15 protein-coding genes are annotated in these 19914 nt (G+C 59.0%); 6 read left to right on the top strand and 9 right to left on the bottom strand.

What is annotated here, in order from left to right; all coding sequences use genetic code 11:
- Window positions 1-56: 56 nt before the first annotated feature.
- Window positions 57-1820 carry a cation:proton antiporter gene (locus tag IB254_RS13825; RefSeq protein WP_192417749.1) on the top strand — a complete coding sequence of 588 codons (1764 nt, stop codon included), beginning with the start codon at window positions 57-59 and terminating at the stop codon, window positions 1818-1820.
- Window positions 1821-1841: 21 nt separating this feature from the next.
- Here the strand turns inward: IB254_RS13825 and IB254_RS13820 are convergent, their stop codons facing one another.
- The 4 genes from IB254_RS13820 to uvrD all read right to left on the bottom strand — a co-directional run bounded on the left by IB254_RS13820 (window position 1842) and on the right by uvrD (window position 6211).
- Window positions 1842-2249, bottom strand: coding sequence for an SMI1/KNR4 family protein (locus tag IB254_RS13820; protein ID WP_003187120.1), 408 nt, complete (start codon window positions 2247-2249; stop codon window positions 1842-1844).
- Window positions 2250-2386: 137 nt separating this feature from the next.
- A complete protein-coding gene (locus IB254_RS13815) occupies window positions 2387-3259 on the bottom strand; it encodes a Tim44 domain-containing protein (RefSeq protein WP_192229995.1) in 873 nt (290 codons plus the stop codon).
- A 178-nt stretch (window positions 3260-3437) separates the two neighbouring features.
- Window positions 3438-3878 (bottom strand): EamA family transporter, encoded by a 441-nt coding sequence (locus IB254_RS13810; RefSeq protein WP_007934436.1) that lies wholly within the window; start codon window positions 3876-3878, stop codon window positions 3438-3440.
- Window positions 3879-4027: 149 nt separating this feature from the next.
- Complete coding sequence (uvrD, locus tag IB254_RS13805) at window positions 4028-6211, bottom strand: DNA helicase II (RefSeq protein WP_008027451.1); 2184 nt, start codon at window positions 6209-6211, stop codon at window positions 4028-4030.
- A gap of 258 nt (window positions 6212-6469) precedes the next feature.
- Here uvrD and IB254_RS13800 point away from each other — a divergent pair, with 258 nt between their 5' ends.
- A complete protein-coding gene (locus IB254_RS13800) occupies window positions 6470-9337 on the top strand; it encodes an EAL domain-containing protein (protein WP_192417747.1) in 2868 nt (955 codons plus the stop codon).
- A 59-nt stretch (window positions 9338-9396) separates the two neighbouring features.
- Here the strand turns inward: IB254_RS13800 and IB254_RS13795 are convergent, their stop codons facing one another.
- Complete coding sequence (locus IB254_RS13795; protein WP_192417745.1) at window positions 9397-9711, bottom strand: hypothetical protein; 315 nt, start codon at window positions 9709-9711, stop codon at window positions 9397-9399.
- Between the two features lie 352 nt (window positions 9712-10063).
- Between IB254_RS13795 and hexR the strand changes: the two genes are divergently transcribed.
- Together hexR and IB254_RS13785 are read left to right on the top strand one after the other, a co-directional pair.
- Window positions 10064-10930 carry a transcriptional regulator HexR gene (gene hexR / locus IB254_RS13790; protein ID WP_008027445.1) on the top strand — a complete coding sequence of 289 codons (867 nt, stop codon included), beginning with the start codon at window positions 10064-10066 and terminating at the stop codon, window positions 10928-10930.
- Between the two features lie 217 nt (window positions 10931-11147).
- Complete coding sequence (locus tag IB254_RS13785; RefSeq protein ID WP_008030742.1) at window positions 11148-11357, top strand: PA3496 family putative envelope integrity protein; 210 nt, start codon at window positions 11148-11150, stop codon at window positions 11355-11357.
- Here IB254_RS13785 and IB254_RS13780 read toward each other — a convergent pair.
- On the bottom strand, window positions 11299-12261 hold the full coding sequence (locus tag IB254_RS13780; protein ID WP_008038154.1) for a LysR family transcriptional regulator: 963 nt from the start codon (window positions 12259-12261) through the stop codon (window positions 11299-11301). The two genes, IB254_RS13785 and IB254_RS13780, sit on opposite strands and share 59 nt — an antisense overlap.
- 190 nt (window positions 12262-12451) lie before the next feature.
- Between IB254_RS13780 and IB254_RS13775 the strand changes: the two genes are divergently transcribed.
- Both IB254_RS13775 and oadA read left to right on the top strand, forming a co-directional pair.
- Window positions 12452-13867, top strand: coding sequence for an acetyl-CoA carboxylase biotin carboxylase subunit (locus IB254_RS13775; protein ID WP_008030739.1), 1416 nt, complete (start codon window positions 12452-12454; stop codon window positions 13865-13867).
- Between the two features lie 11 nt (window positions 13868-13878).
- Window positions 13879-15687 (top strand): sodium-extruding oxaloacetate decarboxylase subunit alpha, encoded by a 1809-nt coding sequence (oadA, locus tag IB254_RS13770; RefSeq protein ID WP_008038148.1) that lies wholly within the window; start codon window positions 13879-13881, stop codon window positions 15685-15687.
- Between the two features lie 190 nt (window positions 15688-15877).
- Here oadA and IB254_RS13765 read toward each other — a convergent pair whose 3' ends face one another.
- The 3 genes from IB254_RS13765 to IB254_RS13755 form a co-directional block, all read right to left on the bottom strand.
- Window positions 15878-17935, bottom strand: a complete 2058-nt coding sequence (locus IB254_RS13765) for an autotransporter domain-containing protein (RefSeq protein ID WP_192417744.1) — start codon at window positions 17933-17935, stop codon at window positions 15878-15880.
- Between the two features lie 233 nt (window positions 17936-18168).
- Window positions 18169-19005, bottom strand: a complete 837-nt coding sequence (locus tag IB254_RS13760; protein ID WP_008030736.1) for an amino acid ABC transporter permease — start codon at window positions 19003-19005, stop codon at window positions 18169-18171.
- Window positions 19002-19823 (bottom strand): ABC transporter substrate-binding protein, encoded by an 822-nt coding sequence (locus IB254_RS13755; protein WP_008038142.1) that lies wholly within the window; start codon window positions 19821-19823, stop codon window positions 19002-19004. Before IB254_RS13755 ends, IB254_RS13760 begins: the two co-directional genes overlap by 4 nt.
- Window positions 19824-19914 lie beyond the last annotated feature (91 nt).

Below are 19914 nucleotides of genomic sequence, written 5' to 3'. Positions count from 1 at the left end.
TCTGGCGGAAGTCGCGGTGTTAACCTCCGAAAGTCGACCTTAAGGAGCCCCACGCCATGCATGCCATCAGTTTTATTCAGGATCTGGCAGTGATCATGCTGGTCGCAGGCGTGGTGACCGTACTGTTTCACCGCCTCAAACAACCGGTCGTCCTCGGCTACATCGTCGCCGGGTTCATCATCGGCCCGCACACGCCACCCTTCGGCCTGATCCACGACGAAGACACCATCAAGACCCTCGCCGAGCTCGGGGTGATTTTCCTGATGTTCTGCCTCGGCCTGGAGTTCAGCCTGCGCAAACTGTTCAAGGTCGGCGCCACGGCGTTTATCGCGGCGTTCCTGGAAATCGTGCTGATGATCTGGATCGGCTACGAAATCGGCCGCTGGTTCGACTGGAACACCATGGACTCGCTGTTCCTCGGCGCGATCCTGGCCATCTCATCGACCACCATCATCGTCAAGGCGCTCAATGACCTGAAGATGAAAAACGAGCGTTTTGCGCAGCTGATTTTCGGCGTACTGATCGTCGAGGACATTCTCGGCATCGGAATCATCGCCTTGCTGTCGAGCATCGCGGTCAGTGGCACGGTCAGTTCCGGCGAAGTGTTTTCCACGGTTGGCAAACTGTCGCTGTTCATGATCGTCGCGCTGGTGATCGGGATTCTGCTGGTGCCGCGCCTGCTGGCCTACGTGGCCAAATTCGAAAGCAACGAGATGCTGCTGATCACCGTACTGGGCCTGTGTTTTGGCTTCTGCCTGTTGGTGGTCAAGCTCGAATACAGCATGGTGCTCGGCGCGTTCCTGATTGGCGCGATCATGGCCGAGTCGCGGCAATTGTTGAAGATCGAGCGACTGATCGAGCCGGTTCGCGACCTGTTCAGTGCAATCTTTTTCGTCGCCATCGGGCTGATGCTCGACCCGATGATCCTGCTGCAATACGCCTGGCCAATCGCAGTCATTACCGTCGCTGTGGTTCTCGGCAAGATGTTGTCCTGCGGCCTCGGTGCTTTTATCGCCGGCAATGACGGACGCACCTCACTGCGCGTGGGGATGGGTCTTTCGCAGATTGGCGAATTTTCTTTCATCATCGCGGCACTGGGGATGACCCTGCAGGTCACCAGCAACTTCCTCTACCCGGTCGCCGTGGCGGTGTCGGTGATCACTACGCTGCTGACGCCGTATCTGATCCGCGCCGCTGATCCGCTGTCCATCAAACTGGCTGGCGTGATGCCGCAGCGGTTGGGCCGTGTATTGGGGATGTATGGCGAATGGCTGCGGAGCATCCAGCCTCAGGGCGAGGGTGCGCTACTGGCGTCGATGATCCGCAGGATTCTGTTGCAGGTGGGGGTCAATCTGGCGCTGGTGATTGCGATTTTCTTCTCGGGCGCTTTTTTTGCCGAGCGGATGTCGCCCTATTTGCAGGACTGGATCAGCGACCCGAGCTGGCAGAAGGCGTTGATTTGGGGCGGGGCATTGCTGTTGTCGCTGCCGTTCCTGATCGCCGCCTATCGCAAGCTCAAGGCGCTGTCGATGTTGTTGGCGGAGATGGGCGTGAAACCGGAGATGGCCGGCCGTCACACGCAGCGAGTGCGTCGGGTGATCGCCGAGGTGATCCCGATCCTTTCGCTGTTGGTGATCTTCCTGCTGTTGGCAGCCTTGTCGGCCAGTATTCTGCCGACCAACAAGTTACTGGTGCTGATTGTCGTGGTCGCGGCCGCCGTGGCGGCGTTGCTCTGGCGCTGGTTCATCCGCGTGCACACGCGGATGCAGGTGGCCTTGCTGGAAACCCTGGACAATCACAAGGAATCTTCGGGGCATTGACCACGCGGCGCGTCAGACGGCTCAGCTTTCCAGCCAGACGTCTCGTGCCCAGTGCCACACCGATTCCCAGGTTTCTTCGGCGATCAGCTCTTCTTCGGCTTGCCACAGCACTACAGTGCCGTCTTCTTCGACGCAGTAGTAGTCGTCACCGTCCTGGCAGATCGGGATCAGGCTGCGATCGACACCGGCGTCCCAGGCGTTGGCGGCAACGTCCGGCAGGTAGGTGTGGGATTGCGGGTCGGTGACGGTCACCGGCTCCAGGCTGCCGTAGACCACGTCGCTGACGGTCAGCAAAAATTCTCTGAAAACAAACGGAATGTCGATAAACAGTTGTTCTTCGATTTCGACCAGCAGATCTTCGTCGGGCAGCTCCAAGGGGACCGGTACCGGTTCGTTGGCTTCACGCAGTTGTTCGATGATTTCTTCCACGTCCGGGATCCTCTTGCTTGTATGGCGCGGTTTAGTTGGGGCGGTTTATACAGTAGCTCGCTATAGATGCAACCGTGAAATAGAAAACCCCGGACTAGGCCGGGGTTTTTGTTGCGACACATCTAACGCAGGTCGGTTCAGCCGTTCTGGCGGATACCGGCAACCAGCCAAGGCTGGTTTTCACCCTGTGGACGTTCCATGTTCCAGCTTTCGCTGAACACTTCGCCCTGGTCGAAACGCGAGGTTTTCGACACGCCGCTGAAGGTCAGGGTGGCGATGGTCTTGTCGGCGCGATCATCGACGCCATCCAGTTGAACATTGAGGTTATCAATGTAGGTGGACTGGAAACCCTCACCCAGATCGGCACGTTCGCGCTTGAGGAACTCAAGCAGCTGCGGGGTCACGAACTCGGCGATCTTGTCCATTTCGTTGGCGTCCCAGTGTTGCTGCAGGGACTGGAAGTGGTTGCGGGCCGCTTCAATGAAGTTCTTTTCATTGAACCAGGCTGGCGCGTTGATGACCGGACGGGCGGCAGCCGGAGCGGCCGAACCACCGAAGATCGAACCCATGGCGCTTGGCTTCTGCTCGAACACTTCACGCTGCATTGGTGCGCCAGCCGGAGCCAGGTGCTCCTGTTGCTTGCGACGACGAGCGGCGATGAAACGGAAGACCAGGAAGGCAATGACGGCCATGATCAGGATGTCGAAGATCTGCATGCCTTCGAAGCCGCCGCCCATGAACATGGAAGCCAGCAGGCCACCGGCCGCGATACCGGCCAGAGGGCCGAGCCAGCGCGAAGCACCGCCGGCCTTGGCGGCAGCGCCAGCGGCACCGGCCGCGCCTGCAGTGGCAGCAGCGCCACCTGCAGCAGAAGAAGGAGCCATTTGGCTGGTCTGGTGAGTCGGCGCAGCGCCGGAGCTCTTGCCGCCACCAAAGCGCTTGGCGTTGGCGTCGAGGCTCATCGTCAGGCCGATGCACAACGCCATGGCGATGCTAAGAAAACGTTTCATAAAGGGAATTCCCATTTGTGGATGGCACGCGCGCCATGTTGCACAGCTGAAGTGTTACTGGCTAGCGGCAGAGTGTTTCGGGCTTTTGCCTGACAGGTCGTGTTCAGCTTCAGTCAGGGCAATAAGGCCTGTTTACTTCGGTCCGTAGGACGAGTGGATAGGTTCTGTAGGAAGGGGCTTAGCGTCGTAGCGCCAGCATGACCACACCGGCCGTGATCAGGCCGATTCCGCCCCATTGGCGCAGGTCGAGTTTTTCACCCAGCAAGATCACGCCGAGCACCGCCACCAACACCACACTGAGTTTGTCCACCGGAGCGACCAGCGAGGCCGGCCCCAGTTTCAATGCGCGGAAGTAGCAGATCCACGAGGCGCCGGTGGCCAGTCCCGACAGCAGCAGGAACAGGTAGCTCCTGGCCGAGATCGATCCTAATGACTGATATTGGCCCGTGGCGTACAAAATCAAGGCCAGGCTGACCAACACCACCACGGTGCGCAGCAACGTGGCGAAGTCGGAGTTGACGTTTTCGATGCCGATTTTGGCAAAAATCGCGGTCATGGCGGCAAAGGCTGCCGACATCAGGGCCCAGAACGTCCAGGAAGAAAAGAAACCCGAGCCCATGGTTCGCGCCTTTATAAGATCAACTTGCCGAAGTGGTTCAAACCCAAACCCCTGTAGGAGTGAGCCTGCTCGCGATAGTCGCACCTCGGTCTATTAGATAACCCGCGGTGCCCTCAATCGCGAGCAGGCTCGCTCCTACAGAAAAGCCTTCAGATCGCTTCCAGTTTGGCGTAGCCCAACATCAGCCACTTGCTGCCTTCGCTGAAGTTCACCTGCACCCGGGCCTGCGCGCCGGCACCTTCGAAGTTCAGGATCACGCCGTCGCCAAACACCGAATGCCGTACGGTCTGACCGAGGCTGAACCCGGTGTCGGGAATCTCGCTGCCGCCAAACAGGCTGCTGGAACTCTGCTGCTGGCCGCCGCCAAACGGGCGACTGACACTGTTGGACAGGCGCACTTCCTGAATCAGGCCTTTCGGCACTTCACGTACGAAACGCGAGACCTTGTTGTAGGTTTCGCTGCCATACAGGCGTCGGGTTTCAGCATAGGTCATCACCAGGTTCTGCATTGCCCGGGTAATGCCGACGTAGGCCAAACGACGTTCTTCCTCAAGACGACCCGGCTCTTCCAGGCTCATCTTGTGCGGGAACAGGCCTTCTTCCATGCCCACGAGGAACACGTAAGGGAATTCCAGGCCTTTGGCGCTGTGCAATGTCATCAGCTGAATGCTGTCTTCGTGCTCATCGGCCTGAGTGTCACCCGCCTCCAGTGACGCATGACCGAGGAACGCCGCCAGTGGGGTCAGGTCCTCGTCTTCTTCTGCGTTCTCGAAGTTGCGCGCTGCGCTGACCAGTTCCTCAAGGTTTTCTACCCGGGCCTGGCCTTTTTCGCCTTTTTCCGCTTCGTGATAGGCAATCAGTCCGGACTGCTCGATGACGGTCTGGGTCATCAGGTGCAGCGGCATTTCCATGCACTTGGCGGCGAGGTTCTCGATCAGCTCGATAAACGCGCCAAGCGCACCTGCTGCGCGACCGGTCAGGCCTTTATTGGCGACCAGCAGGCGCATGGCTTCCCACATCGACACATCACTGTGGCGCGCATGGTCGCGAATCGCTTCAACGGTTTTTTCGCCGATGCCGCGTGCCGGAACGTTGATCACCCGCTCCAGTGCTGCATCGTTGCCACGACCTTCCAGCAAACGCAGGTAAGCCATGGCGTTCTTGATTTCAGCCCGCTCGAAGAAGCGCTGACCGCCGTAGATGCGGTAAGGGATGCGCTCGCGCAGCAAGGCTTCTTCCAAAACGCGGGATTGGGCGTTGGAGCGGTACAAAATCGCGATATCGCTGCGAGCCAAGCCGGTTTTCAGCGCGCTTTCGATGGTTTCCACCACGTAGCGTGCTTCATCGTGTTCGTTGAACGCCGCGTACAGATTGATCGCTTCGCCTTCGCCGCCGTCGGTCCACAGCTCTTTGCCCATGCGCCCGGTGTTGTTGGCGATCAGGGCGTTGGCTGCCTTGAGGATGCCGGCGGTGGAGCGGTAGTTCTGCTCCAGACGAATGGTCTCGGCGTCCGGGAAATCGTCGGAGTACTGATAGATGTTCTCGATTTTCGCGCCGCGCCAGCCGTAGATCGACTGATCGTCGTCGCCCACCACCATCAGGCTGTCGCCACCCTTGGCCAGCAGTCGCAGCCAGGCGTACTGCACGGCGTTGGTGTCCTGGAACTCGTCCACCAGAATGTGCCGGAAGCGCTTCTGATAGTGCGCCAGTAATCCCGGGTGATCGCGCCACAAGTCGAGGGCGCGCAGCAGCAATTCGGAGAAGTCGATCACGCCAGCGCGCAGGCACGCGGCCTCGTAGGCCTCATAAATGCTGCGCATGGTCGCCAGGAACAGGTCGCCGCTGGCTTGAATGTGTTGCGGACGCAGACCTTCGTCTTTCTGCCCGTTGATGAACCACTGGGCCTGACGGGCCGGCCAGCGTTGCTCGTCCAGACCCAATTCGCGAATAACGCGTTTGACCAGGCGTTGCTGGTCGTCGCTGTCGAGAATCTGGAAGGTCTGGCTCAGGCCGGCTTCCTGCCAGTGCGCCCGCAGCAAGCGGTGCGCCAGGCCGTGGAAAGTGCCGACCCACATGCCGGCCGGGTTAATACCCATCAACTGCTCGATGCGATGACGCATCTCGGCAGCGGCCTTGTTGGTGAAGGTCACCGACAGGATTGAGTGGGGCGAGGCGTTTTCGACCTGGATCAACCAGGCGATACGGTGCACCAGCACTCGGGTTTTACCGGAACCAGCACCGGCCAGGACCAACTGACGACCCACGGAGGCAGCTACGGCCTGGCGTTGGGCATCGTTGAGGGAGTTCAGCAGAAGGGAGAGATCATCGCGCATCGGGGCATTCTAGGGGGCGGCGCCACACCGGGCAAACCCCGCTTTGCTTTAGCCGATGAAAGATACGCGGAGGACGACCGGTCGGTCACTGGCTGCAGGCGTTGGCGGGGCTCGCTTCCAGCGTTTCCAGGGGGTAAAAGGGCTCCGGACTTTTGCAGAAATTATGATCTGGAGCAGTTTGGTAAGGGCATTGGCTTGTGTATGCTCCGTCCACGTTTCGGGCTCATGCTCACCATTATAAGAACAAGAACATTGCCTATGACCCTCAGCTCCGACCTGTCGGGCCCCACTGTGGAGCCCCGGGTTATCCGCAAACAGTACGCCATGGAAATGGCGGTCGAGCGCACGCGCCTGCTTTATCAAGGCTCGCTGCTGCCGACGCTGTTCATGCTGATCAATGGCCTGGTGTGTGCGGGATTGCTCTGGAGTCCGCAGCGCTACTTCCTGGTCAGCGTCTGGCTGGTGTGGCTGTTGTCGCTGGTGGCGCTGCGGGTGATTCAGGTCGCCGCTTTCGATTCGGCCATTCCCAACCGCCAGGCCCATCCAGTCTGGCGTCGCATGTTTTTGCTCGGTTCGGCCATGACCGGCCTGACCCTGGCCGGCGCCGGCATTGCTCTGGTGCCCGCCGACAATTTCATCCAGCAAGCCTGGGTGTTCGGCCTGATCGGCGCGGCAGCCCTCTCGGCCAGCGTCGCTTACGCCGTCAGCCTGCCAGCCTTCCTGTCCTTTACCTTACCGTGCCTGTTACCGGCCATCGCCTACCTGTTCTGGGGCGGTGACGAGCAGGAGCAGGGCTGGGGCTGGTTCGGCCTGATTTTGCTGGGAGCGTTGAGCGTGGTCGCCTGGCAGGTCAATCGGCTGATTGATCGCGGGTTGTTGCGCCGCTTCCAGAATCAGGCCTTGATCGAGCACTTGCAGCAGGCCCAGAGCCGCAGCGACCAGTTGAACCATGATCTTGCCAAAGAAATCGATCAGCGCCGTCGTGCCGAAGACGAGTTGCGAGAAATTCAGATTGGACTGGAAAGCCGCGTCGCCCAGCGCAGCCTGGAGCTGGATGCTGCCAACCAGGCCCTGAGCAAAAGCGAGGCGCGCCTGGCGCTGGCCTTGAAGGCCAGTGAACTGGGGCTGTGGGACTGGAACCTGCAAACCGACGAAGTCCATCACACCCATATTCAAGAGTTGTTCGGCCTGGAGCCGGAATTCGTGACGGCCATGCTGCGTCACCTCAAGCCGCGCCTGCATCCCGAGGACTTGCCGTCGCTGAGGCGCGCACTGGTCGAGCATCTGAAGGGCCGCAGCGAGGACTATCAGATCGAATACCGCGTGCGCCATGGCGATGGTCATTGGGTCTGGATCGAAGACCGCGGTCGAGCGGTGGAGCGCAGTGACGGCGGTCGGGTGATCCGCATGGTCGGCACCCGCCGCGACATCAGCGCCAGCAAGATGCTGGAAGCGCAGCAGCAACTGGCGGCGACGGTGTTCGAAGCCGCCAGCGAAGGCATCATGATTTTCGATCCGAATTACGCACTTATCGCGGTAAACCAGGCGTTCAGCCGCTTAACGGGCTATGACATCGACGACATGCTCGGGCGCAACGTCGTGGAACTGCCGTGCAGTCGCGATGCCCGTCGCCACTACGGGGCGATTCATCAGGCGCTGGAGCAACACGGCAGTTGGCAGGGCGAGCTGGTGGAAACGCGCAAGAACGGCGAGCTGTATCCGCAATGGCTGCAATTGAACGCCGTGCGCGATACGCGGGGAAATGTCAGCCATATCGTCGGCTTCTTCGCCGATCTCTCGGCGCGGCGCGAATCTGAAGAGCGCATGCGCTACCTGACTCACTACGATGAACTGACTGGCCTGGCCAACCGTTCGTTGTTCCGCGAAAGGTTGCGTGAAGCCCATCAGCGCGTGCGCCAGGGCGGGCGCAGTCTGGCGTTGTTGCACATCAACCTTGATCGCTTCAAGTTGCTCAACGACAGCCTTGGCCATGAAATCGCCGATCAACTGTTGCAGAAAATGGCCCGGCGGCTGGTCAACGCACTGCCGGAAGCAGACACCATCGCCCGATTGTCCGGCGATGAGTTCGCCGTGCTGTTCGACGCTTACGGCAACCTTTCGAGTCTGGCGCGGGTGGCGACTCGCCTGTCGGCCAAGCTGCGTTTGCCGGTGACCGTCGAGGGACATGAGCTGGTGGTCAGCGCGTCCATGGGCATCAGCATGCTGCCGGACAACGCACGGGAAATCTCCGCGCTGGTGAGTCAGTCGAACATGGCCATGCAACATGCCAAACACTTGGGCGGCAACAATTTCCAGTTCTACACCGACAGTCTGCAAGCCAGCACGCTTGAGCGCTTACAGCTGGAAAACCAGCTGCGTAAAGCCATTGAAGAAAAACAACTGAAAGTGTTTTACCAACCCAAGCTTTGCCTCGCCACCGGCCGGCTGAATGCCGCCGAGGCATTGGTGCGCTGGGACCACCCGACCATGGGCCGCGTGCCGCCGTCGGACTTCATCGGCCTGGCCGAAGAAACCGGGCTGATCGGCCCGATCGGCGAATTCGTGTTGCGACAGGCGTGCTGGCAAGCCTGCGAATGGCAGCGCCAGGGGCTGGAACCGATTCGGGTATCGGTCAATTTGTCGGTGCATCAGTTGCGCCAGGGCAAGCTGGTCAGCCTGGTGCGTCAGGTATTGGAAGAAACCGGCCTGGCACCGCACTACCTCGAACTGGAGCTTACCGAAAGCCAGTTGCTGGATAGCGTTGAGCACATCATCGCGACGTTCCAGCAGCTGCGTGATCTTGGGGTGAAGCTGGCCATCGACGATTTCGGCACCGGCTATTCGTCGCTGAGCTACCTCAAGCGCATCCCGGTGGATTACGTGAAGATCGATCAGGCATTCATTCGCGGCCTGGGGGAGGGGAGCGTGGATGCGTCGATCACCCGGGCGATCATTGCGATGGCCCACGGGTTGTCGTTGAAGGTGGTGGCTGAAGGCGTGGAGCGGTCGGAGCAGCTTGAGTTTTTGCAGGCTGAGCGTTGTGATGAGGTGCAGGGGTATTTGATCAGTCGCCCGATAGAAGCGGGTGGGTTGGCGGACCTTCTGCGAGCGCAATCCGCCGACTGAAGGTGTGTCGCACAATCACACCTTCCCGCCACGTAAATGGCGGGAAGGTGTTTATAGACTTAGTTTGTAATCAGAACTTTATCGATGTGGTGAATTTTTTCACCTTTATAGAAAATGCTCACACCGGAAACATTGGAATTGCCCAGCGACTTATATTCGACAACTTTGTCTGTTTCAACTTGCAGCGAAATTTCGTTGGAGTTTTCAAGAATCAACTCCAGTCGCAGATCAAAGGATTTATCCTGAAGATCGGTCATTACCAGCTTGGGAGTAATGCCTGTGTGTGCAACGGTTACGGTACCGAAAGCGCGGAAAGAAGCTGCGCCAGGCATACGATCAATTTGTGCGGTCCAGTCTTTGGTTTTAATGCTCATAGTGTGTAACTCCTTTAATTAAGTTTGATTGCTTCCTGCACGATTAAGGTAACTAGTCGAAGTTGTTTTTGGAAGAGGGTTGTTATTTGCATTTGTAAGTTTGAGTGTTTTGTTTTTTGCTCTTATAGCAACTAAGACCCTGCTGTTTTTAGTGAGTCGATGAGGGAGGGTTGTTAGCCTAAGGGTGTGCTGCGGTTGCGCTGCAGCTCTGATAATGAGTGCTACATGAAGCGCGCACGCCTGAAAACGAGGGATTCGGTTGCGCATTGAGCAGGCAAAAAGCCAATTCATGTAGTATAACTACAAGCTTGCTACATCCCCGGCGCCTGCCAATAACAAAGAGTCCAGCCCCTTGAATTTGCTGCAACACATCGCCCAGTCACGCCACCTGTTACGCAAGTCGGAGCTCAAGGTCGCCGACCACGTGCTGCTTGACCCGGCGGCGGTGATGCACAGCTCCATGGCCGACCTGGCCCACAGCGTGGGCATCAGCGAGCCGACCATCGTGCGGTTCTGCCGCGCCATCGGTTGTTCCGGGTTTCAGGATCTGAAACTGAAGTTGGCGCAAAGCCTGGCGGCCGGTGCGAGCTTCGGCCAGTTCGCGATCCATGAAGACGATTCGGTCGCCGACTACAGCCTGAAAATTTTCGACACCACACTGCACACCCTGATGGAGGTTCGCGAGAAGCTCGACCCGGTGGAATTGCAGCGGGCGGTGTCGCTGATGTCCCAGGCCCAGCGTGTCGAGTTTTATGGCTTTGGCGCGTCAGGTGCGGTGGCGGCGGATGCCCAGCACAAATTCTTCCGGTTGCTGCTGACGGCGGCCGCGTATTCCGACCCGCACATGCAGGCGATGTCGGCGGTCACCTTGAAGCCGACTGACGTGGCGATCTGCATTTCCCAGTCCGGGCGTTCCAAGGATCTGTTGATCACAGCCAACCTGGTGCGCGAAAGCGGCGCCTCGTTGATCACCTTGTGCCCGAGCCAGACGCCGTTGGCCGAGCTGTCGACCGTCAACCTGGCAATCGACGTGCATGAAGACACCGAAATCTATACACCGCTGACCTCGCGCATCGCTCATTTGGTGGTGATCGACGTGTTGGCGATGGGCGTGGCCATGGCGCGCGGGCCGAGCCTGGTCAACCACCTCAAGAGCGTCAAGCGCAGCCTGCGCAGCTTGCGGTTGTCGCCCAAATCGGTGAAAGCCCTGGACGACTGACGTCGTCGTAAGGTCGTTCCGACCTTAATCGCGAGCGGGCTCGCTCCCACAGGGGGCCGCGTCCGTCAGGACAACTCCGTCAAATGTGGGAGCGAGCCTGCTCGCGATGGCGTCATCGAAAACGCCGAAGATTCACATCCCTGTAACGCACAAGCCGCCAAACCGTCATCCCTCGCGCCCATCCTGTAACTCCCGTAATCGCCTTGGGAGACTCGAAATGGCCCAGCCCTACGAAGAACGCAACAGCGCCGTCAAAACCCGTCGTCAGCAAGAAGACCAGCGGCGCATGGAATTTCGTCGCGCTATCGAAGATCGCTGCGAACGCCGCCAGTTGTTGGCCGAGATCGGTGATTTTCCCGAGCTGGAACTCAACTACTGGCAGGCAGCTCCCGCAACTTCCCGTCGAAACGCTCAACCAGGGCGCTGATCTGCACCCGTTCGCTGCGGATAAACGCAAGGAATGCGTGGGCCACCGGCGACAGCCGTTTGGCCTTGGCCTGCACCAGGCACCAGCTGCGAAACAGTGGCAGTTCTTCGACCGGTAACTCGATCAGTCCGCCGGTCGCCAACTCCAGGTTCAGGGCGTGGCGCGTCAACAGCGCGACGCCCAGACCCGCCAGTACACATTCACGCTGGGCTTCGGCCGATGCGACCTCTTGGGTCTGGTTGAAATGCACGCGCTTCTCTTTGAAATACTCTTCGCACGCCAGTCGCGTACCCGAGCCGGGCTCGCGCAATAGCAGCGTGTAGGGTTCAAGGTCCTGCAAGCGCAACGGCCCCATATGGCACAACGGATGATCCGGCGGCGCCACGGCCACGATCGGATTGTTGAGGAACGGCAGGAACTCCAGCCCCATGTCCTGCGGCACCATGGACATGATCACCAGGTCGTCGCGGTTGTCGGAGAGACGGCGGATCACTTGCCCACGGTTGACCACGGTCAGTTGCAGGTTCACTTCCGGATGCTGACGTTTGAACGCGGCAAACAGGTGCGGCACGAAATACTTGGCGCTGGATTCCACCGCCAGTTTCAGTTGCCCCTGCAGTGATCCCTGCATGTCCGACAGCTGCATGTCGAGGTTTTCCAGGCGCCCGAAAATATCCCGGCTGGCCCGCTGAAGCGCTTCAGCCGCTTCGGTCATGTAGAGTTTTTTGCCGACGTAATCGAACAAAGGCTGACCAATCAGCTCCTCAAGTTGACGAATCTGCAGGCTCACGGCAGGTTGTGTGAGCGACATTTCGTCCGCCGCACGGCTGTAAGACCGTAAATCACAGACCTCATTGAAGATCTGCAATTGACGCAATGTCATACGCATCAATGACTTACGCATTATCTTAAAGCTCCTGCCGCAGGCTGATGCATCAACTATAAGTCTTTACTTATGCCTGACCCAATAATTAATCATTTTTGTTAATCCCTTGCTGGGGCTAGTGTGGGCCTGCGACTGAATTGAAACATTTGGTCACGCGTCGACCTGGTCTAGCAGGTCGTGGGTACCACCGGCTCAAGGGAAACTCCAAGTGATAACAAAGATCCTGATCGCCAACCGTGGTGAGATTGCCGTACGAATCGTGCGAGCCTGCGCCGAGATGGGCATTCGCTCGGTTGCGATCTATTCCGACGCCGACCGCCATGCCTTGCATGTGAAGCGTGCGGATGAAGCCCACAGCATCGGTGCCGAGCCACTGGCCGGTTACCTGAATGCGCGCAAGCTGGTGAATCTGGCAGTAGAAACCGGTTGTGATGCGTTGCATCCCGGCTACGGTTTCCTCTCGGAAAACGCTGAGCTGGCAGATATCTGCGCAGAACGCGGCATCAAGTTCATCGGTCCATCGGCTGAAGTGATTCGCCGCATGGGCGACAAGACTGAAGCCCGTCGCAGCATGATCAAGGCTGGCGTACCCGTCACCCCGGGTACCGAGGGCAACGTCGCGGACATCGCCGAAGCCTTGGTCGAAGGCGACCGCATCGGATATCCGGTGATGCTCAAGGCGACTTCCGGTGGTGGTGGCCGTGGTATCCGTCGCTGCGACAGCCGAGAAGAACTTGAACAAGCATTCCCTCGGGTCATTTCCGAAGCCACCAAGGCCTTCGGTTCGGCGGAAGTGTTCCTGGAAAAATGCATCGTCAACCCGAAACACATCGAAGCGCAGATCCTCGGCGACAGCTTTGGCAATGTGGTGCACCTGTTCGAGCGTGACTGCTCGATCCAGCGCCGTAACCAGAAACTCATCGAGATCGCGCCGAGCCCGCAACTGACCCCGGAACAGCGCGCCTACATCGGCGACCTGTCGGTGCGCGCAGCCAAGGCGGTGGGTTACGAGAACGCCGGCACTGTGGAGTTCCTGCTCGCCGAGGGCGAGGTGTACTTCATGGAGATGAACACCCGGGTGCAGGTTGAGCACACCATCACCGAAGAAATCACCGGCATCGACATCGTGCGTGAGCAGATCCGCATCGCGTCCGGCCTGCCGCTTTCGGTGAAACAGGAAGACATCCAGCACCGCGGTTTCGCGCTGCAATTCCGGATCAACGCCGAAGACCCGAAAAACAACTTCCTGCCGAGCTTCGGCAAGATCACCCGTTACTACGCACCCGGCGGTCCTGGCGTGCGTACCGATACGGCGATCTACACCGGCTACACCATTCCGCCGTTCTACGACTCCATGTGTCTGAAACTGGTGGTGTGGGCGCTGACCTGGGAAGAGGCAATGGACCGTGGCTTGCGTGCCCTCGACGACATGCGTCTGCAAGGGGTCAAGACCACCGCCGCGTACTACCAGGAAATCCTGCGTAACCCGGAATTCCGTAGCGGCCAGTTCAATACCAGCTTCGTTGAAAGCCACCCTGAACTGACCAATTACTCGATCAAGCGCAAACCCGAAGAGCTGGCCCTGGCCATCGCCGCCGCCATCGCCGCCCACGCAGGCCTGTGAGGAATAGAACAATGAGCAAACAAATCCACGTTACCGACACAATCCTGCGCGACGCCCACCAATCGCTGCTCGCCACCCGCATGCGCACCGAAGACATGCTGCCGATCTGCGACAAGCTCGACAAAGTCGGCTACTGGTCGCTGGAATGCTGGGGCGGCGCGACGTTCGACGCCTGCGTACGCTTCCTCAAAGAAGACCCGTGGGAGCGTCTGCGCCAATTGCGCGCGGCGTTGCCTAACACCCGTTTGCAAATGCTCCTGCGTGGCCAGAACCTGCTGGGCTACCGCCATTACAGCGACGACGTGGTCAAAGCCTTCGTCGCCAAGGCGGCGGTCAACGGCATCGACGTGTTCCGCATCTTCGACGCCATGAACGACGTGCGTAACCTGCGCGTGGCCATCGAAGCGGTGAAAGCGGCGGGCAAACACGCCCAAGGCACCATCGCCTACACCACCAGCCCGGTGCACACCATCGAGGCATTCGTGAACCAGGCCAAGCAAATGGAAGCCATGGGTTGCGATTCGGTGGCAATCAAGGACATGGCCGGCCTGCTGACCCCATATGCCACAGGTGAACTGGTCAAGGCACTGAAAGCCGAGCAGTCGCTGCCAGTGTTCATTCACTCGCACGACACCGCTGGCCTGGCTGCGATGTGCCAGATGAAGGCCATCGAAAACGGTGCCGACCACATCGACACCGCGATCTCCAGCTTCGCCTGGGGCACCAGCCACCCTGGCACCGAGTCGATGGTCGCCGCCCTTAAAGGCAGCGAATTCGACACCGGCCTGAACCTGGAACTGCTGCAAGAGATCGGCCTGTACTTCTACGCCGTGCGCAAGAAGTACCACCAGTTCGAAAGCGAATTCACCGCCGTCGACACCCGCGTGCAAGTCAACCAGGTACCGGGTGGCATGATCTCCAACCTGGCCAACCAGCTCAAAGAGCAGGGCGCGCTGAACCGCATGAGCGAAGTGCTGGCCGAAATCCCGCGTGTTCGTGAAGACCTCGGCTTCCCGCCGCTGGTAACCCCGACCTCGCAGATCGTTGGCACCCAGGCGTTCTTCAACGTGCTGGCTGGTGAGCGCTACAAAACCATCACCAACGAAGTGAAGCTCTACCTGCAAGGCGGCTACGGCAAGGCGCCAGGCACCGTAAACGAAAAACTGCGCCGCCAGGCCATCGGCAGCGAAGAAGTGATCGACGTTCGTCCGGCTGACCTGCTCAAGCCGGAAATGACCAAGCTGCGTGCCGAAATCGGTGCCGTGGCCAAGTCTGAAGAAGACGTTCTGACCTACGCGATGTTCCCGGACATCGGTCGCAAATTCCTCGAGGAACGCGCTGCCGGCACCCTCACTCCAGAAGTGCTGTTGCCGATTCCGGAAGCGGGCGGCGTAGCCTCTGCCGGCGGTGAAGGCGTGCCGACCGAGTTCGTCATCGACGTCCACGGTGAAACCTACCGAGTCGACATCACCGGTGTCGGCGTCAAGGCTGAAGGCAAGCGTCACTTCTACCTGTCCATCGACGGCATGCCGGAAGAAGTGGTGTTCGAACCACTCAACGAATTCGTCAGCGGTGGCAGCAGCAAGCGCAAACAAGCCACTGCACCGGGCCACGTCAGCACCACCATGCCGGGCAACATCGTCGACGTGCTGGTCAAGGAAGGCGACGTTGTGAAAGCCGGCCAGGCCGTGCTGATCACCGAAGCGATGAAGATGGAAACCGAAGTGCAGGCAGCCATCGCCGGCAAAGTCACCGCCATCCACGTGGCCAAGGGCGACCGGGTCAACCCGGGCGAAATCCTGATCGAGATCGAAGGCTGAGTTAACAGCCTCGATACAACGCTTTAAACCTCGGGGGGGCATGTGCTCCCCTTTTTTTTCGCCAGTTATTCAAGGCACCACATGACCCATGTGGGAGCGAGCCTGCTCGCGATTACGGTGTGACATTCAGCCTCTTCATTGGCAGATCCTCCGCTAGCGCGAGCAGGTATGGTGATGTGTCAGTGGTTGATCAGAACGCCATCCGCCACTGACCCATTACGCCATGAGTGCGGCTATCGCTGCCCATTTCACCCGAGAGCCCCACTCCAATCGTGTTACGTGCTGAAAGCCTGAGGTCCACACCCGCATCGACCATCAGTTTGTCCCGATCCTGTGGCGCACTGTAGACGCTGTAGTCGTTGCCACCGGTGACAAGGCGTTGCCTGGTTTCTGTGTAGACCTTGCCATACGTGTGTTTCCAGCCTGCGCTGAAACGCGGTGTTAGTTGCATTCCGCTATCCAGCGTATTGAGCTTCGCCAGACGCAGGCCGAATGTGCTGCTGAAGTTTTCCTCGGATTGATCGTGGACTTTCAGCGAAGCATCGCCTCCTTTCTCAGTGAAACTGTCGCGTTGATAGCGCTGGTACCCAAGACTGGCAAACGGTTCGATGATGACGCTGGCGCGGCCAAGGTTGAAACCCACCTCTGCGAAGGCTTGTTGGGTATTGGCCTCGTAACGGCCCTTGGGTCGATCCTTGAAACCGTAAAATTCGACCCGGCGCGTGCTGCTGCCATCATGGTTGTTGTAAGTCGCGCCCAAGCGCAGGGACATTGGCCCGTTCTGGCGAAGTGCGTAAGCCCCCAAGTGCCAGCTGTCCAGATTGCCGTCCAACTCGCGGCTCTTCTGGCGAGTGCGGGATTGACCGCCCATCAGGCCTAGACGCCATTGCTCATCAATTTGCCAGTCGGCACCTATCGCCAATCCGTGGGTGGAGTGCTGCAGCGGGTCATAGTCGCGATCCAGTTTCCCACTGTGTCCCAGCGCCTGGAGCCAGACTCGGCCATTGGCATCGCTGCCGGCTGCCAGTCGAGGCGCACCATTCTGATTATTGGAAACACTGTTGCTATCGAGCTGGCGCATGGCCGAGAGCAGGGTGGCGCTTATCGGGCCGTCACTGTTCAAGGTCGCCTTGGCGAGGTTGGCGTTGCTGTCGCCGGCCAGAATTTCGAGGGCGTGGGCAGCGGTAGCTCGATCGGATCCGAGCAGGGCGGCGACGGCGGCATTGGCCGTGCTGGAGGTTTTTTGTTCGGTCTGGGTGGCCGTTGGCTCTTCAATGCTGGCACCGAACTGCTTGCCACTTTCCGTATCCGCGATGCTCTCGAAAGGTACATCGTTACGTGCGTAGGTCAGGCTGACAATTCTCGGGTCGTCGTAATTCAGTTCAGGTGTCATGAAAACAAGGTTGTTTTCGATGTCGCCGAAACGCCCCACGACGTCGGTCGCCTCAATGAGGGTGTACTGGCTTGTTTGCGGAAAATCACCAGTTGCGGCAATTTTCAGGGTTGCATCGCCAAGGCTCGCCGTGCCATCGACTTTGATCGTCTCACCTCGGCCATCGGCATTTACTTCATAGGTCAGAACTGCGGTCTTGGACAGTTTCATGTCGCCCGCTACGACAGGTGCGCCGAGTTGTCGATTGACGACAAGCCCGCCGCTTACGTCCAGCCCTCCTACACGGCCCTTGCCACTGAAGGTTCCCGACTCATACACCTCGACGTTTCCGCCGATGCTGCCGTTGTTCACCAACGTGCCTTGAGCGACTGCGCGCCCTTCGATATGTCCGTTATTGGTGAGCATCGCCTGAGGACGCACTAAGGCACCGATCTGGAAGTCTCCGGAGTCCTTGCCGCCATTCAGGGTCCACGTACCCTGTTTGATATCCAGGCCAGCGAAATCCCGGGTTTCGCCCAATGTGCCCCCTTTGGTGTGATCGAGTCTGATGACGTTGATGCCACCACCGCCGTCCAGTCGCTTGGTCATGCCCCCTCCGGAAAGGACGCTGACCAGATCGTTACGCTCATCCAACTGCAGATTTCGCCACTCCGCGATTTTGTTGATCAAGTGGGGTTGGGTATCGGCAGCTCCGATGAGCGCATCGAGTTCCATAATCAAGTCTTCGGACGTTTCGAAAGGTGCGGAAGTTTGATCGGTACTGGTTTGTTGGGCCGCCGCGAATTCAGCGCAGCCCACGGCAAGTGCTATCGAAAATGCGAGGTGTTTGGGTCGGTATTTGTGTTGAACGGGCATCGAATTCGGCCTCTTTTGACAGGAGGCCAAACTCTAAAAGGGAGGCTATATGTGCCGATGTCAGCTGCGTCCGGCAGCGATGCAGGCGGCGTCGGATGGTTGCGTGGAAAAAGAACAGCAAAATGGGGATGGCCGTATTTATCGGTTTTGCCAAGGCGCTTTTTCTTACAGGAATTCTCAACGAATGTTAGAAACGTCAGAAGTGCCCATACCCGAAGACGGTGATTTTTTACCTAACTTCGACTCAAATACGCCTTCCCATAATGCCGCTCCATCCGCGCCTGAATCAGCTCCAACCCAATCGACATCACCCAATAAATCACCGCGGCCGTCGTCAGCATCTCGATGTAGCGATAGCTCGAGCGCCCATACGACTGCGCCAGAAACATCACCTCCCAAACACCCATCACCGAGATCAGTGACGAGTCTTTGAGCATCGAGATGAATTGATTGGTGGTCGGCGGGATGATGGTGCGCATGGCTTGCGGCAGGGTGACGCGCCAGAAGATCACGGTTTCGCGCATGCCCAGTGCCAGCGAGGCTTCGCGCTGGCCGTGGGGGACGCCGAGGATGCCGGCGCGGAAGATTTCGCTGAGGTAGGCGCCGTAGTTCAGCGACAGGGCGATGATGCCGGCGACGACGGCGCCCGGCACGATGCCGAGTTGCGGCAGGCCGAGGTAGATCAGCAGGATCTGGATCAGCAGCGGAGTGCCGCGAAAGAACGAGGCGTAGAAACTCGCAATCCCGAAGGCCACGGCGCTTTTCGACAGCCGTGCGAGGGCGGTGATGAAGCCCAGCAGCGACGACGCGACGATTGAGCACAGGCACAAAAACAGGGTCAGCGCCGCGCCTTGCAGAAAGCCGTTTGGCGCCAGGTGCAGGCCGATCAGGTTGGGCAGCTTGTCGAGGATGATCGAAAACTTCAGGTCGAAGCTCAGGAAGAAACTGGCGAACAGTCCCAGCATTGCCGCCCAGGTCAGGTACAGCCGCGTGCGAAAACCGAAGATCCGTTGCAGCCGGGACTCAGCCACCGGTTGTGGCGGCTGAGGTGGGTTGGGAAAGGAAGTCATTTGCTGATGTCGGCGCCGATCCATTTTTGCGAGAGTTTGCTCAGGGTGCCGTCCTGTTTCAGTTGCGCGAAGACGTCACGCACCTTGGCGTCCCACTGTGCATCGCCTTTTTCGATGGCCACCGAGTTTGGCTCCGAGTACAGCGGTTCGCCGGCAAGCTTGAAGCGTTTGTCTTCGGTCAGGCGCGGCTGCGCGGTGACCAGGTTGGTGAGGACCGCATCCAGTCGCACGCCAGCGCCCAGCCCCAGGTCCTGGAACGCCACGTTGTCGGTGTCGTACGGGGCGATCTGCACGTTTTCAAACGGGTACTGCAACTGCGTGTCTTCGGCGCCTTCGATCACCAAGTTTTTGTTCAGGTAGCTTTCGTAGCTGGAAGCGCTGGTGAGGCCGACTTTCTTGCCGCTCAGGTCCTTGGCGCTGTGGATGCTGTCGTCCTTGGCGTTGACCACGATCACCGCAGGTGAGGCGTAGTACTCGACCGGGAAATCAAAGACTTCGGCGCGGGCCTTGCTCGGGGTCATGGAGCAGATGCAAATGTCGTAGCGCCCGCTCCAGCGGCCGGCGGCGATCACGTCCCAGGACGGTGTTTCGAGGCGCAGTTTGACCCCGAGTTTATTGGCCACGGCTTTGGCCACATCAACGTCGAAACCGTCGAGCTGGTTCTGGTCATTGAGGAACGAGAAGGGCGGATAGCTTTCCATCAGCACGCCGACCAGTTCTTTCTTTTGCTCGATGCGGTCCAGCGTGGCGCCGCCGAAGGCTTGGGTGGAGGCAGCCAGAATCGTCAGGCCCAGGGCCAGTAGTGGTTGAAGTTTCACAGTCGAGCCCTAAAAAAAATGGTTGTTATTAACCGGATGGTGCGTATTAAATAGTTATAAGAACGACTCTGATAGTGAGTTATTTTCATAA

Source organism: Pseudomonas sp. PDM03 (assembly GCF_014852385.1).
Lineage (GTDB): Bacteria > Pseudomonadota > Gammaproteobacteria > Pseudomonadales > Pseudomonadaceae > Aquipseudomonas > Aquipseudomonas migulae.
This window is presented reverse-complemented; position numbering and strand designations above follow the sequence as displayed.